Annotated in this window: 12 protein-coding genes and 1 pseudogene; 4 read left to right on the forward strand and 9 right to left on the reverse strand. The window is 59.5% G+C overall.

The window, feature by feature from the left end:
• The coding region (locus tag EN845_RS31220; RefSeq protein WP_348631113.1) for a putative Ig domain-containing protein at positions 1–3,781 on the forward strand (3,781 nt) is incomplete at its 5' end.
• Between the two features lie 266 nt (positions 3,782–4,047).
• Here EN845_RS31220 and EN845_RS36295 read toward each other — a convergent pair.
• From EN845_RS36295 to EN845_RS31250, 6 genes and pseudogenes are all read right to left on the reverse strand, one after another.
• Positions 4,048–4,251, reverse strand: a pseudogene (locus EN845_RS36295) (hypothetical protein); the annotation flags it as partial.
• 80 nt (positions 4,252–4,331) lie between these two features.
• Positions 4,332–5,336 (reverse strand): nucleotidyltransferase family protein, encoded by a 1,005-nt coding sequence (locus tag EN845_RS31230; RefSeq protein WP_127276362.1) that lies wholly within the window; start codon positions 5,334–5,336, stop codon positions 4,332–4,334.
• A complete protein-coding gene (locus tag EN845_RS31235) occupies positions 5,333–6,538 on the reverse strand; it encodes a PqqD family protein (protein ID WP_245464277.1) in 1,206 nt (401 codons plus the stop codon). The genes EN845_RS31230 and EN845_RS31235 overlap by 4 nt, the downstream gene beginning before the upstream one ends.
• Positions 6,539–6,596: 58 nt before the next feature.
• Positions 6,597–7,601, reverse strand: coding sequence for a hypothetical protein (locus tag EN845_RS31240; RefSeq protein ID WP_127276370.1), 1,005 nt, complete (start codon positions 7,599–7,601; stop codon positions 6,597–6,599).
• Positions 7,602–7,609: 8 nt separating this feature from the next.
• Positions 7,610–8,494 carry a hypothetical protein gene (locus EN845_RS31245; RefSeq protein ID WP_135897783.1) on the reverse strand — a complete coding sequence of 295 codons (885 nt, stop codon included), beginning with the start codon at positions 8,492–8,494 and terminating at the stop codon, positions 7,610–7,612.
• Positions 8,491–9,750 carry an O-antigen ligase family protein gene (locus EN845_RS31250; RefSeq protein ID WP_167531543.1) on the reverse strand — a complete coding sequence of 420 codons (1,260 nt, stop codon included), beginning with the start codon at positions 9,748–9,750 and terminating at the stop codon, positions 8,491–8,493. The genes EN845_RS31245 and EN845_RS31250 overlap by 4 nt, the downstream gene beginning before the upstream one ends.
• A gap of 426 nt (positions 9,751–10,176) precedes the next feature.
• Between EN845_RS31250 and EN845_RS31255 the strand changes: the two genes are divergently transcribed.
• Positions 10,177–10,425, forward strand: coding sequence for a hypothetical protein (locus EN845_RS31255; RefSeq protein WP_127276356.1), 249 nt, complete (start codon positions 10,177–10,179; stop codon positions 10,423–10,425).
• A 125-nt stretch (positions 10,426–10,550) separates the two neighbouring features.
• Here EN845_RS31255 and EN845_RS31260 read toward each other — a convergent pair whose 3' ends face one another.
• Positions 10,551–11,231 (reverse strand): sugar transferase, encoded by a 681-nt coding sequence (locus EN845_RS31260; RefSeq protein WP_245464276.1) that lies wholly within the window; start codon positions 11,229–11,231, stop codon positions 10,551–10,553.
• A 322-nt stretch (positions 11,232–11,553) separates the two neighbouring features.
• Here EN845_RS31260 and EN845_RS31265 point away from each other — a divergent pair, with 322 nt between their 5' ends.
• Positions 11,554–12,759 (forward strand): hypothetical protein, encoded by a 1,206-nt coding sequence (locus tag EN845_RS31265; RefSeq protein ID WP_127276354.1) that lies wholly within the window; start codon positions 11,554–11,556, stop codon positions 12,757–12,759.
• A gap of 154 nt (positions 12,760–12,913) precedes the next feature.
• Here EN845_RS31265 and EN845_RS31270 read toward each other — a convergent pair whose 3' ends face one another.
• Together EN845_RS31270 and EN845_RS35620 are read right to left on the reverse strand one after the other, a co-directional pair.
• On the reverse strand, positions 12,914–13,672 hold the full coding sequence (locus tag EN845_RS31270; RefSeq protein ID WP_127873506.1) for a response regulator transcription factor: 759 nt from the start codon (positions 13,670–13,672) through the stop codon (positions 12,914–12,916).
• Between the two features lie 419 nt (positions 13,673–14,091).
• On the reverse strand, positions 14,092–14,241 hold the full coding sequence (locus EN845_RS35620; RefSeq protein ID WP_189343812.1) for a hypothetical protein: 150 nt from the start codon (positions 14,239–14,241) through the stop codon (positions 14,092–14,094).
• 862 nt (positions 14,242–15,103) lie between these two features.
• Here EN845_RS35620 and EN845_RS36830 point away from each other — a divergent pair.
• The coding region (locus EN845_RS36830) for a GTP-binding protein (RefSeq protein ID WP_135897785.1) at positions 15,104–15,281 on the forward strand (178 nt) is incomplete at its 3' end.

A 15,281-nucleotide genomic window follows, 5' to 3' on the forward strand; every position in this document is an offset into this window, starting at 1 on the left:
TCCCACCACCAACCAGATCGCCGAACTCGCCGCGGCGGGGGCAGCCACCGGGATCACAGCATCGGCCACCGATCCCGACGCGGGCTCGACCGTCACCTACAGCATCAATGACACGCGCTTCGCCATCGACGCCAGCAGCGGCGTCATCACGCGCTCGGCCACCGGCACGCTCGACTTCGAGACCCAGTCGTCGATCAATCTGACGGTGACGGCAACCTCGTCCGACGGCAGCACCGCCAACCAGGCCTTCACCCTCGCCGTCCTCAACAGCCCTGAGCCGGTGGCGTTCAACAACCCGCCGGATGCCAACACCGCCGCCAACCAGGTTGCCCAGAACGCCGCCGCCGGCACGGCGATCGGCATTACAGCATTGGCGACGGATCCCGATGCCGGCTCGACGATCACCTACAGCATCGACGACCCGCGATTTGCCATCAACGCCAGCACCGGCATCATCACACGCTCGGGCGCCGGCACGCTTAACGCGGCCTCGGAGCCTTCAGTCAACTTCAACGTGACCGCAACCTCGTCCGACGGCAGCACCGATACCCATGCCTTCAGCGTTGCTGTCTCCGAGACGGGCAACACCACGCCTGTAATCATCGAGACAAGGGTGACGACCGCCGGGGACGATGTCGAAGAGAAGGGCTCCGGGGCGATTTCGACCAACGTCACCGACCTGGAGCTCGGCTATGACGGCTCCACCCGCCAGACGGTCGGCATGCGCTTCACCGGCATCAACATCCCGCAGGGCGCCATCGTCACCAACGCCTACATCCAGTTCCAGGCCAACGAGGTGAAGACCGGCGCGACTTCGCTGCTCATCCAGGGCGATAAGGTCGACGACGCCAGTCCTTTCACCACCGCCAACTTCAACGTGTCCTCGCTTCCCAGGACGGCCGCATCCACGGCCTGGACGCCGGACCCGTGGACCATTGTGGGCGAGCATGGCGCTGCCGAGCGCACGCCTGACCTCTCGGCGATCGTGCAGGAGATCGTCAACCGCTCGGGCTGGGCCGCGCTCAACGACATGGCATTTTTGGTCAGCGGCACTGGCACGCGCACGGCCGATTCCTACGAATACAATCCGGCCAGCGCACCGCTGCTGCACATCGAGTATACCCTGCCCGGTCCGGCCGGCAGTCCGGTGGCTTTCAACACGCCGCCCGACGCCAACACCACCGCCAACCAGATCGCCGAGCTTGCGGCGGCTGGCACGGCCGTCGGCATCACAGCCTCGGCCACCGATCCCGACGCCGGCTCGACCGTCGCCTACAGCATCAATGACACGCGCTTCGCCATCAACGCCAGCAGCGGCGTCATCACCCGCTCGGCCACCGGCTCGCTCGACTTCGAGACCCAGACATCGATCAACCTGACGGTGACGGCAACCTCCACCGACGGCAGCACCGCCAACCAGGCCTTCACCCTCGCCGTCCTCAACAGCCCGGAGCCGGTCGCCTTCAACAACCCGCCGGATGCCAACACTGCCGCCAACCAGATTGCTCAGACCGCCGCCGCCGGCACGGCCATCGGCATCACGGCCTCGGCCAGGGATCCCGATGCCGGCTCGACGGTCACCTACAGCGTCAACGACTCGCGCTTCGCCATCAATTCCAGCACAGGCGTTGTCACGCGCTCAGGCACCGGCACGCTCAATGCGGCAACCGAGCCGTCGGTCAACCTCCACGTCACCGCGACCTCGTCCGATGGGAGCGCCGCGGGCCAAGACTATGCCGTCAGCGTGACCACAGCGCCGATTTTCGAGAAAAGGATCGCAACCAGCACCGACGACGTCGAGCAAGGTCCCAGCGGCGGGATGGACCTCACCAGCACCGATCTCGACATGGTGGTTGACGGCACCAAAGTCCAGACGGTCGGAATGCGCTTCACCGGCGTCGACATTCCCTACGACGCCGTCATCACCAGTGCCTACATCCAGTTCCAGGCCCAGAATACGAGCACCGGCGCCGTCTCGCTCCTGATCCGGGGCGAAAGCGACGAAGCCGTCCCCTTCGAGAGTGAGAAAAGCGATGTCACCTCGCGCCTGATGACGACTACTTCGGTGACGTGGACGCCACCCGACTGGACCGTGAACAATGAAGCCGCCCTTGCCGAACGCACCCCGAACCTCTCGGCAATCGTGCAGGAGATCATCAACCAGCCGGGCTATTTGCAACTCAATGACATGGCATTCGTCGTCAGCGGCAGCAGCGGCGCGCGCAGGGCCAATTCCTTCGATGGCAGCGCCACCGGCGCACCGCTCCTGCACGTCGAGTACTATGTGCCGACGACCGGCCCGGTCGCCTTCAAGCATCCACAGGACGCCGACCCTGCGGCCAACCAGATCCCCGACCTTGCCCCCGCGGGCACTTTGGTCCACATCACAGCCTCGGCCAAGGATCCGGACGTCACCGATACGGTCACCTACAGCCTCAACGACCCGCGCTTCGCCATCAATTCCAGCACCGGCGTCATCACGCGCTCTGGCACGGGAACGCTCAATGCCCAGACCGAGCAGTCGATCAACCTCCACGTCACCGCAACCTCGTCCGACGGGAGCACCGCCGCGCAGGACTATACGGTCAGCGTCGTCCCGACGACGCCGCCGCAGGTCTTGTACCGGTACGCGGTCTTTGGTGACTACGGCGACACCGATCTCTCCGGCGAGAAGGCGGTGTCGGCGATGGTCCATGCCTGGAATCCCGATTTCATCCTCACAATCGGCGACAACGTGTATGCTCCGCAGACCTTGGATGCCGCCGTCGGCCAGCAGTATCATGACTACATAGGCAACTATCAGGGCTCATACGGCAGCGGCAGCGCCATCAACCGCTTCTTCCCCACGCTAGGCAATCACGAATACGAAGAAGGCAACGTTACCAACTACCTGAATTACTTCACGCTGCCCGACAATGAGAGGTACTATGACTACCAGATCGGGCCGGTGCATTTCTTCGCTCTCAGCAGCAACAAGCAGGAGCCGGATGGCCGCAGTTCCACATCTGTGCAGGGCCATTGGATGCAAGACCTTCTCGCGAATTCCGACGCGAGTTTCGACGTCGCCTACTTCCATCACACGCCATTCAACCCGAGCGGCTCCACTGCCACCATGCGGTGGCCCTTCGAGCAGTGGGGTGTAAACGCGGTCTTTGCCGGCCATCAGCACAACTACTACCGGGAGAACCGGGACGACAACGGCGACGGCGTCTTTCTTCCGTACACGACCACCGGCCTTGGCGGAGCTGGCAAGACCGTTCCCAATGTCGGCGCCAATCTGGTGACGATCACGGACGCGGGCATGCTGATCGAGTTCTACAAGGTGAGCAGCTTCAACGGGACGACTGCAACCAGCATGCTCACGGATTCCTACTTTGTCCCGACGCCTGTAGGGCGCACGCCGACAATCGTCAACGGCGGCTACGTCCTGAACGGCACGACCGGCGCGGACTATCTATGGGGTCTGGGCGGGAATGACACGCTGATCGGGGGACGCGGAAACGACACATTGGTTGCCGGCAACCAGCACAATCTGTTCGTGTTCGCCCACGGCGACGGTCAGGACACCGTCATGAATTTCCTGCCCGGCGCCGGCACCGGCGACGTCCTCGATCTCAGAGCCTTTGGCATCTACAACACCAGCCAGTTCCTGCAGGCGGCGACAAACCAGGGCTCGAATGTCGTGGCGTCGCTGGGCGGCGGGGATCAGATCACGCTGACCGGCGTTCAAGTGGCCCAGTTCCACGACGACAACTTCCTGAGCAGTCTGCTGCTTGCGTAGGGCCGCCTTCCTGCATGCTCAAAGGTCCGCGTCGCGCGGTTCCGAAGATCAGTGCGGCGATCCATTTTGCGCTGATTTGCAGTTCGGATGATGGTCGCCCCGGCAAAGAAAAGCCCGGAGCGCTCGCGGCACTTTTGCGTGCCACGAGCGGTCCGGGCTTTCAAATGACAGGCTGGAGCCCTATGTCCTCAAAACGCTGTTTTCAGCGACCATGATGGTCGAAGGGCTTACCCCTGGCCGGGAGGGCCGACGTGAATATGGTTCTTGTCCCCCCAGCCATTGCCCGGTTTTGATCCACCCGATTTGGCAATCGCCCTGGAGTTCAAGCTTGTGCCAAGCAAGAGCGTCACAGCCGGCGGAGTAACCGCCGCAAAACGCCCCGCCTTCTTGAGAAAGTCGCGGCGCGCTTGAGCCTCCGAGACCAGGGTCTCCTGGGTCCGTTCCGAGCGTTTTGTGCCTTCCGGTGCCATGTCAAACCTCCCACAAACTTTCTCAAATTCACGGATTCATCTTATGCCTTCTGATCCAGTACACTAGTTCTCCAAAAGGCTTAGATTTTCGTGCGAGGGTCGAAGAGCGTACGAGCGATGCGCCGCAAGAGGTACGGCGGTCCACGTCGCGCCAAACCGTAGGCGCGTGAAAACCGCCATATGCCCCACGTCAAATTACCGACCAGTCGCAGAGGGGCGCCAATGACGGGGTGGGTCGCCGTGAAGACGCGCCTCCAGTGCTGGAAACGGACGATCGGGCGTTTTGCACATTTTTCCGGGATTCGGGTTCCAAAGAAATGGTGCATGGCCAGGAGCTGGGTTTCGAGCGCATTGCGGGCGCTCCGGTCCGACATAGAACCCTGCAGTGACATCCAGTCCACGTCCTCGTTTTCCGCCAATCGAGCCAAGTCATGGAGGTGCCTGAGATCTATCCTTCCGCGCCAATAATCTCCCTCCTTGAGAAGGTCGTGTACCATCCAGTGCATGGCGCGAGACTGAACGGGAGGAATTTTCACCCGAAGGCCGTCTCGCTGGATGAGCTTGGGGGAGTGATAGCAGTCCGCTCGGGTAGACCGGAGCTCCAGCATTCCGGCGTCCTGCTGGCGGGCCATGCCTCGACCCCCCGCTACATCGACGTAGCCAAGCTCTTCAAGACAGTCTCTGGCGACCTTCTCTTGGCGTGGATTCACGGCTAGATCGAGGTCACTCGTCATCCTGCTGGGGACCAGGCCGGCCGGCGAAAGGAACAGGGGAACGGCCCCCTTGAGCAGGAGCGGAGAGATATCGCTGCGGTTGAGGGCGGCAACGGCTTCACCCAGTTGGGTACGCAACCGCAGATTTCGTTCCCGATTGCAGTCGTGAACGAACCGAAGGTACTCGCGCACGTCCTCTGGCAGCTGGTGGATTTGTCCGGCGCGCGCCAGGGACGAGAACAAATCGGGTGTAAGCAGAGTGCGATTTGCCAGAGCAATCACGGCCTGCCAGTCAGCCCTGTCCGTCGGAGTGCCGCGAAGTCCGGCGACCAACGCCTCAAGTGCGTTGCCCCTGTTGCCCCTGCTTATCATCGACACGCTTCCGAGATAAGGCGTACCGCATCATCAAGCCCCGAATAGGTCAGGCAATAGGTTTCCGTCGATCCGATGAGTTGGGTCAGCGCTTCGAACGCGGTGACACCCAGCTCTCCGCCGGGCGCAAGCGCGCCATTGAGAAGGCCGCGCAATGCGTGAGCTGGATCGATCGGCTCCAGGCTGGCTTTCGAGTCACGGCCTCGACGGAGCAGGACCACACAGCCAATGTGCAGGGGAGCGGGAGGCAAGGGCACGAACGCCTTGGGCACGGCAAATCGTACACGCTTGCGGTCAGGGCGGCGACAGATCGGAACGGCATCAAGGCCGGGGCAGTATTTGGCCAGCAACGGCCATGCTCCCGCCTTGACCGCCGGGGCAAACGGAAGGCCAACGCCATGCCCCCTAGAGTCCAGCAGCGTCACATCATCGGCGACAAAGCCAAATCCTGCATGGACCAGTGCCAAGGTCAGCGTCGTCTTGCCCGCGCCCGGATTGCCACAAAGAAGGACGATGCGTTCATTTCTGAGAAGCGCAGCCGCGTGGAGGGCAAGTTCATAGGCGCCGTAATCCAGAACCTCGGTCAGCAATTGCCCCTTCAGCATGACGGGTAATTCGTCGAGGGAGCAGGACAAAATCCACTTGCCATCCCGCAGCAGATGGACTCTCCCTCCCTGCCCAACCACCTCGAGCAGTACGTCGGCAGTATCTCCTTTGACCTCAAGGTGGCGAAATACGGAAATCGCGGGAAAGGCGCAGGCTGCCGGATAGACGATGCGTATGTTGAGGCCCGCGACTGCGACCACCTGGCTCACAGGCTTTTCAGCTGACGAAGTAGACAACGGCGCGCAGGGCCGTATCAGGTTCAGCCGCTGCCAATCCTCGAGTGCAGCCTCGACATGCCTGTCTGCCTCAAGTCTATCAACGCCACTGCGCGCCATCTCGACCGAAATGGCGTGCGGTGGCATGCCTTCTTCCAGAGAGCGCCAGATGTCGGCAGCAGTATCGTTGACGGCGAAAATGGCGTTCTGGGAAGGGCTGAACAGGATATTTTGTCCCCTGACACGTACCAACCGCCCTAGGATCACAAACGTCGCAGAATTCCAATCGGCCGGGCCTGATGCCACCACAGTTCTGTCAATCGCGTCGTGCTGATTCATCGCCGTGACGGTCCAAGCTGTTGTTGCCAGCGGTGCATTCAATGGGCGAGCGCCAAATGCCTTCGCAGTTGGAGTAATCGTTGCCGAGCGCTGCGACTTCTCACAGCACTTCGTCAGAGAACCGGACCACGTCCTGATGCGCCGCGACCCATTGGGAACGGACCTTGTTCCAATAGCCGCGGGCGTCGGCGCCCGTCAGCAATCTGAAACCAGACGGTGGCAGTGGCAATGCGGAAGGGATCGGCTCGTCGGGCAGCCACAGCAGCACATTGTCGCGGCTTTCAATCGTCAGCCGCCATGTTCTTTCCAGGCGATGGAATCCACGCATGTTGGCCGCGGCCAATGCGAAAACCGATTCCGTGATCCTCAACCTGGGCGACTGATCGACAGCCTTGATCGGCGCCTGATGTGTGATTTCGCCCTTGGACAGAAAGGCATGCATGCGAATGAGGGATTTGTCGACCCGCACCGTTTGCCCCGTTCCGTCCCGTTCGTTTGACGCAGGGTCCAGGCTGATCCCCGAGAAACATCCGTCGAACAGGCAATCTTCAATGATGCCGCTGAGGAGATAGTCGTTCTCCACCGCATCATCCCTGATTTCGCTGAGCCAGCACCCTTTTAGCCGAAAACCGTCGGCGTGCTCGGCGAGGCGAATGCCATCCCAGCAGCGACGGGCACGCACCCCCTCAATTGTCGCATCGGTGGTTCCGTCCCTGACAAGCAAAGCCGCGCTGTTGCAGTAGGTGTCCCGCCAATCAGACGTTAGCGGTACCTGGCCGTCGAAGCGGCCGCCGACAAAGCGAACCCCTGGACAGTTGCGGATGACGACGGGATAGCGATTGACCGGCAACGGCCCCTCGTCGCAGCCCATCGCCGCATTGGGATCGCGGTTTCTGCTGTTGGCAACTGTGAAGGAAGCATTTCGAGCGTTGATTGTTGCTCCCGGCTGCAGGTTCCGTATCGATTGCTGTTCGAAGCCATAGTCACCTGCCAGAACGAACTCCTTGCCTGCCGGCGTTTGTCCGCCTTGCGCTTGGCACGAGCCCGGCAACAGAGCGATTAGAGGATACAAGCCGGCGACGCCCATGAGTGAACGGCGGTTCATTGTGGTGCTCATTGGCGTGCCGAACCGCTCAGCCGATGTCGTTCGAGGCAGGCCGGAAGCACCACCTCAAGAACCCTTTCGGCGACATCTTCGGGCGATGCCAACCTTTCCACGTCGACCGCCGCCAGCACGCCGACGTGATCCTCCGTTTCCATTCTTCGCTCAAGGTCGGCCAAAATCTGGCGGCAAGCACAATCCGCCGCCGACCAAAGATGACGGTCGCAGTCAGGAGATGCCCTTTGTATCCGCGAGGACCTATCGCCCCTTTTCAGAAGTCGACTTCGTGCTAGGCGAATCTCACCGCGCAGATGGACAAAAACCATGTCATGCACGCCAATGGCGAGCAGGATGTCAAACCACTTCTCCGAAGTTTCGCGGTGCTTACTCTTGAGCAATACGGACAGGAACCCCTGCAGAAGCCCCTGATCCATTATGATGATGGTATCCTTTCCTTGCCTCTCGGTATGAATATAGGCAACCAAAACCGAAAGGTTCCAGATAACCCTGATTACATCGACAACCGATGATTGCCCGCTTTCGATGACAAAACGTGCAATTCGGGCGAGCAGCGAGCGAAACTGACGGTCCTTGAGCCTTGGGGTAACAATACCGATCCTGTGGATTTGGCGGTCGATGAACGCTCTTGTCCCCCACGCTAATTGCACATCGCCTGCCAGCGGGCCGCACCGTCGCAAGTCGTTCGCCAACAGGGTGGAGGCCGTGGTTTTTCCGATCCCAGGGAGACCAAAAAATTCCACGAATCGAATGTCTGTTTGAAGTGGGCGTGGTTCGACGCTTGGCGGCAAGCCTGCCGTCAGGTCACGGACTGTGTACGAAGCCATGGGGATCAGGGGATAAAAGTTGGTTTTCCGAAGATTGAAAAAACAGTTCAATATTGAAATAGCTGGGACCCTGGAACCGCGTACAATTTCGGACGCTCAGGGCCGGTCTGCAGTGATCGTTGGATGCCGCGGTAGAAGATGAGCAAAGCCAACGGCAGCCAGAAGAATGGCGCTGTCGATGGACCGAAGGAGTCGCTCATCTGGTTTGCGATGATGTAGTTCCACAGGGAAACCGACGTTCCAAGCACCATCACATTCACTTCCGCCGCATGGTCGCCCCCCCTGTCATTGCCGAACAATGTGCAGAACACGACCCTGGAAAGATATGCCATGACCACGAGAACCAGCATCGACACCAACGCCAAGCCGGGCACTCCCAGTGTTCTAAAGAAGTCAATGAACAGATTATGGCTGTGGGGCGCGATATCTTCCACCCATTGCCCTGCCCCCACACCCGTGAACGGGTGCGACAGGCCGAGATCGATCGATATGGACCACAGTCGCTGCCGCGATACCACCGAATGCGCCTCGCCTCCGGAAAGTTGAATGGCCAGCAGGCCGTAAGCCCGTGGATTTAGGAACTGCAATGTCAGCAGGCTCGCTTCGAACAATATCGGAGCGGCAATGGTTCCCACGATTACCTTTAATGGATTCTGCTTTCTTCTGATTAAATATATACTGTATAGCGCAAAGAAAAGACCAAGGCCCACCACGCCGAGGACGAAGTTTGTCTTCGAACCCGATTTCACCAAACCCAGGAGCACCGCAGCGAGGCAGCCGGTAAGGAGAAGTCGGTACCGGCGGGATGTGACCAGCTTCGCCGCGACAAGCGGCAGACCAGCCGACAACGCGATCCCGAGTTGGTTCGAGTGCTTGAAATAGCCTTCAGCCCGATCGGCGAATCTGGCATCGCCCAGCCCGATTGCGACAAGACAGGATGTTACGACAGTCATGATGACTATGGTCGTCACAACCCTGTCGATTGCCACGAGACCCTTCGGTCTCATGGAGATTGCCGCGACCGCTGGAATGATCGCGAAACCAAACACTTGTGAGAAAACCGCGCGCATCGTCCTCATCGGATTGTCTGCGTAGAGCATCGACAGTAGAGAGAGAACGATGATGACAGCAGATATCGTCAGCACCGCAGTCGTCAGGGCGGCCTCAATCCGATGGAGGCGTCTTGCTGTTTCCGCGTAGGTACCGACACTTAGCAAAGCGCAGAACAGTGCCAGCAAGAAGGAAAGCGAGCCATCCGTTCCGGCAATCCGCGTGGCGCCAGGGAACCAGATGGACAGGATCAGCAAAAGGACAGATACCTGAAGCATAAGTAGAATGTCACACTAGAGGCATTATGCGGGGACTGCGCGCCGACGCAGGCTCGCGTCGATGAGCAACGTCCAGAGCCTTGTTGTCCTGAATAGCCGCACTGATAAACACAGGCTTGGCGTCCGGATCATAAATCATTGCATGCTGCCGCACGGCGGGTGAAATTCCGCATACCTATTTCCAAGCAGCGTAGGCTTGGCGGGTGGACAAGGAAATGAGCGAAAAGGGGGCATTCGGACAGGGTGCTCTACGCCTTTTGTGTAGCGCGGGGGAGTGTACGGCGATTTCCGCCCCTCGACCGCTCGTCGGCGAGGCGGTGCAGCCGGATTGAGTGTTGGTACCGATTCGCAGATGTGGGAGACTTGGAGATGGCACACTGAGTCTTCCACCCATAGGAGATCGCCGTGCTTTGGGGCCTTGTCGTCGTCGGTGTTATCGGCATTTTGCTGGGATTTCGTTTTCGAGCTGCCGCGCTCATCATCATGACCGCGGTGACAGTCGTGGGCGGCGTCGTTGCAGGCGGCATCGGCAGTGTATTTGACTGGCACCACCTCATCTCAATCCTGCTTCTCGTTGTTGTTCTACAGGGGGCCTACTTGCTCGGCCTCTTCCTGGGCGTAGTCTGGCGCCAAGGCATGTCACGTGAGCAGTAATGGTCTGCGGCTGCCATTTCGCCGCGGCCGACCGGCGCCGCACCTTTCGCCATTGCGGTCGCGGCAGCACGCTGCGGTTTTTAGGCAGAGCAAAGCATCGGGCAAGAATTTGCGATGCGCATTAATCAAGACGCACGATCGAATTTCATCACGGCGCCCACAGTCCGGACGAGAATGACAACATCGGCCCATAGGGACCATTCCCGCACATATCGGCTGTCGATAGAGACACGACTGGGATAATCCATTGCGTCTCTGCCAGCCACCTGCCAAAGGCCAGTTAACCCAGGCCGGGTTTTTAGATAATCGATCGCAGAGGAGCCGTAACGTTGAAGTTCGTCGGGAACGACCGGACGAGGGCCGACGCAACTCATCTCGCCGCGCAGCACGTTGATGAGTTGAGGCAACTCATCCAGGCTCGACTTCCTGAGAATGTGCCCCAGGAATGTGATCCGCGGGTCATTCTTGAATTTCCAATTCTGCTCCCACTCCTTGGCGGCTTCGGGATTGCTCGCGAGATAGTCTGCCAGAACCCGCTCCGAGTTGGCCACCATGGTCCTGAATTTGTAACAGGCGAAGCGCCTGCCGTTGAATCCGATCCGGGTGTGTGAGAACACCGCCGGTCCGCCGTCGGTCACCAATATCAAAAGGGCAACCGCCAGCATGACCGGAGCAGCAAGGACAAGCGCGATCAATGCGACAGTGATGTCCACCATTCTTTTGCGCCGGCCTCCAAGCGGACGGAGGTTTTGGCCGATGTGGATACCAGCTCTGCGGCGCTTTATGTCGAATGCGCTGATTGTCATGGGATTTCACCAAGAAACGCTGTTGGTGTTGCTGCCCAACTTCACAGCGGCTTGTCATTCTTCGCAAGAGAAGCAAAGGAGGTAGCGGCGTACCCGGCGCCCGTTACTCCTAAGCCTGATCCACGCGTCGCTGGTGTAGTGTCTTTAAGCCTTCTGATCAAACGGCGTATCACCTAGCATCCGTTTGCTGCGGTAGCAGTTCGGGCAGGTTCGGCTGTATTGCCAGAGCCTGCATTGGACCTGGCGCAGCCGCCAAGAGATCGGAGTGCCAACCAGATCCAGGCAGTCATGCTCGTGGCGATACAGGAACCACGTTTGCTAAATGCGCGAGGCCGCAAAGGCATCCGTCAAAAAACAATGCAGGAAATGCACGTGCATCGTGCCAAGACAAGATCCGGCAGGGCGGTTGATCCGCTTAAGGGACATTGCAGGCTTATTTGATAGTGGAGCGCGCAACCTAGTGCCCAGCTTGATGCCTTTACCACATGATTTTGCCGGAACGTCGTCTGCTCGTGATGTTCTCGAGATCGACCCTGCCGAAATGCTTGCTATCGTGCGCAAGCAAATAGGCTTGCTTGATCTCGATCTCTCCGGCCTCACCGTGGTCGTTGGCGCCACGACGGGATATCAAGCTGTGACTGCCACAGCGGCGGCGCTCGCCAATGCCAGCCGTGTCGTTGCGCTCACGCGCACATCTTCCAGACATCCAAGCCTGGCGGCCATCGCAGATGCGACGTCGGCATTTGCCAAACACGCTAGGGTCTCCAAACGCGTTGAAGTGACGAACCGGATCGACAGCCGCAAATGGCAGGATGTCGACCTCGTCACGAACTGTCTGCAGGTCGCCCCGATTTCGAGATCGCTCATCGAACTCTTACCCTCGCATGCGGTTGTTTCGCTAATGGCTGAACCATGGGAGCTTCGTCCGGGCGTTGTGGACTTCAACGCCTGTGACGAGGCCGGCATCAAAGTCGCGGCTCCCAATCTGAGCCACCCAGCCATAAACCTGCTGCCGGAATTCGCGCGGTTGTGCTGCATCTTGCTCCGCGATGCCGGTGTCGATCACCGTGCCGCGAGGCTCGCCATCGTCTGTGACACGCCCTGTGCCCCGTCCCTCGAGCGTACGCTAAGCGAGGGTGGGGCGAGAGTAAGTGTTTTTTCGCACCCCATGCTCCTGACTGACGATGCATGGGATGTGATCGTGGTCGCGATGAGGCCAACTGACAAACCACCAATGGACATCAACTGCCTGGGCCGTATTGCCCGGAACTCTCACCAAGCGCTACTGGTGCAGTTCAGCGGCGGGGTCGATCGCTCAGCCGCCAGCTATTTCGGCCTCAGCATCTGGCCACCGAAGCGACCCACCCGTGGTCAGCTAGGCCTTCCCCTTGACGCACTCGGACCGGCTCCAATGGTCCGCAGACTGACGGGTGGGCTGAAGGCCGCCGAAGCCGCGTATCGTGGCGCGGAGCTAGCAGGGGACAGCGTTGGATTTCTCGTAACAGCGGCGTCCGCGACGGTTGGCTAAGAACGTGCCTCGACACACGCCGAGCCAGCCCGTTTCGCGAAACCGCTCGGACGAGGCCATCGACCTTAGATCAGAACGCCGAACCCCTGGTCCCGCCCTTAACGCACCTGTTATTGCCAGAGCCGGCCAGGCAAAGACCGATCCGAGGCAGCCTTCAAAGCAACATTTGTCTAAGCTTGTACGCTACCTCGGTGCGGTTGGTAGCCTTGAGCTTTTTCATGATATTTCGGATGTGGACTTTGACGGTGCTCTCGCACAGGTTGAGCTCGTAGGCAATTATCTTGTTCGCCTTGCCTGTCCTGAGCGCCTCCACAACCGCAGCTTCGCGTGTGGTGAACATGCCGGAGAGCGGACGGACACCGTTTGCGGTCGAGTGGATGATCTCTCGCAGCGCCAGCACGCAGCTGGCGGGTACAAAGATCCCTCCGGCACGAGCAAGACCAATGGCCTCGGCAGCGACCTTCACCGTCACGCTTGTGGGAATATAGCCTCGGGCGCCGCATTCGAGAGCCGCGAGAACCTCCCCTGGCTCATCGGAATCCACCACGACGATTACGGGTACGGTGCCAAACTCGGAAATTAAGTGCGCAAGTTCCGCCCGAACACTCTGGTCCGTGACCTTCCTGGCGCCAAGAATTACGAGGATCGCGGACGGCTCCTCGTCCCCGCCAATGTGCTGGATTTCGTCAAGCGATCCTACCGCGCTAACGCGCAAGGTGGGATTGTGTTCGATAAGGCCGCGCGCAAGGCATTCACGCTCAAGCGCTCGCTTGTCGACAATCATAACCAAGCCTTCGCTCGGACGTCCTTCGTCGAGATCGGACCTGCCAAGACCATTCGCGTCCGGCAGATGTCCATTGTGTAACGGTTTTGTTGCATCGTTCCAAAAATCGGAAATTTGGGGGTGTGCCATCGCTTTACCTACTCCTCTCCATCGCGCTGACTTGCTTTTCTCCTCTTTGGTTTGGCTCCCTAGCAAAGCATGTCAAAGGCGTGAACTAATACGCTCATCGTCTGTCAGGCTGACTAGATGTTGACCGAAGATTGGATTCAAGGAGTAGGACATACGCCGTCCCAACACACCGACGTATGGCTTCCGCGCCCTATGGAGGTAACCCAACCTGGAGTGCATAGTACGATGCTGTGGAAAAGGCGCATTAATCCTGGTTAACAATTTGGTAATTATATCTTAGGTGACTAATATATCCAAAGGTACGACAACCTGTAATTGCACATAATTTCCCCGCACTAATAAGATGAGTATGCAGCCCATTCCAGGCACAGTGGCTTTGTGCGATCCTTTGGATCCTTGGCCCCATGACGGCAATGGAATCAGATCGCCAAGATCGGCGCCGCTCCGTGTAAGATATCGTGCGCTTTTAGATTGCCATTGGCGAGAGTGGCCGATTTTGAGAGACCGTCAAGAATGGTCTGCAGATTGACAAGTTCTGCCTCGATCACCAGCGAGACCTGTCGTGCCATCTGCAAAGCGTCCCGTTCGAAGCGGGTTGCTGTTGCAGTGCATACTGGACGCGCAGATATGCCGCGAACAGCCAGACCGGAGCCGACCGACGAAGCACGCCCGTGTCCTCTTTTTTGGTTCCGCTAAAGCGTAGTGCAAGCCGCGAAACGACAAGCGTTAGCTATATCGAACCGAAGGTGCGCTGTCGCCGCCGCTACTCCTCCTCCCGCTGGGTCATAATCAGCACCAGCGCGGGTTCGACGTCGGTCGTCACCGGCTTATCGGCCATCGGCTGCCCCCCGAATTGTCGCTCTCATACTTCGTTCGTATGCTTTGCGCGTATTCAGCATGAGCGCATATAGTCCCTCAGCCCCGGCGCCGTTTCTCACAAACAGCCCGTCGGTTAGGCCCGGTGTCCTAGCCCCATCCCAACAAAGGGGTGCCGGGCCGCTCCGTCAAAGCCCCTCGTTGCTAAAGGCCCGCCGCCCCATTTGCGAGGCGACGGACCTCGTCCCAGCCCACACTCTATCAATGCAATTGCGGTGCCAGGCGTACTGACCCGTAACGGGTCACATTTGGCCGAGCGGATGGGCTTTGATCATGATGATCCTGGCGCAGTGTCAGGCGAACCTGACCCATTGATTGGACCATTCCATGGAGGTGCCCCAATGCGGTATGATGATCCAGCAGTCTTCTTGTCTGATCTTCCGGAAGCGCAGATCGTGGGAAGACAGCGGCGAGGAGGAGGTTATGAAGAGCCAGTGATAGGGTTGGAGACGACCATGTCCATCAGGAACCAGATCGGATCGCTCGGCCTAGCACAGGCCCGCCTTTCGGATTGCATCGCGGCCGACTGCCGTGGATGAGGATCGCCGGACGCCAATCCCTGACTTGTCCTTTTCCACCGCGAGAAGCGTCCGCGACTATCTGGCGGCGCAAGAGAAGAAGTCGCTGCTGCGCTTCCTGACCTGCGGTTCGGTCGATGATGGTAAGTCGACGTTGATCGGTCGGCTGTTGTCCGACACCAAGCAGATTTTCGAGGACCAGCTCGCCGCGCTCG

Origin of the sequence: Mesorhizobium sp. M8A.F.Ca.ET.202.01.1.1 (assembly GCF_004791595.1) — a bacterium.
Taxonomy (GTDB): Bacteria; Pseudomonadota; Alphaproteobacteria; order Rhizobiales; family Rhizobiaceae; genus Mesorhizobium.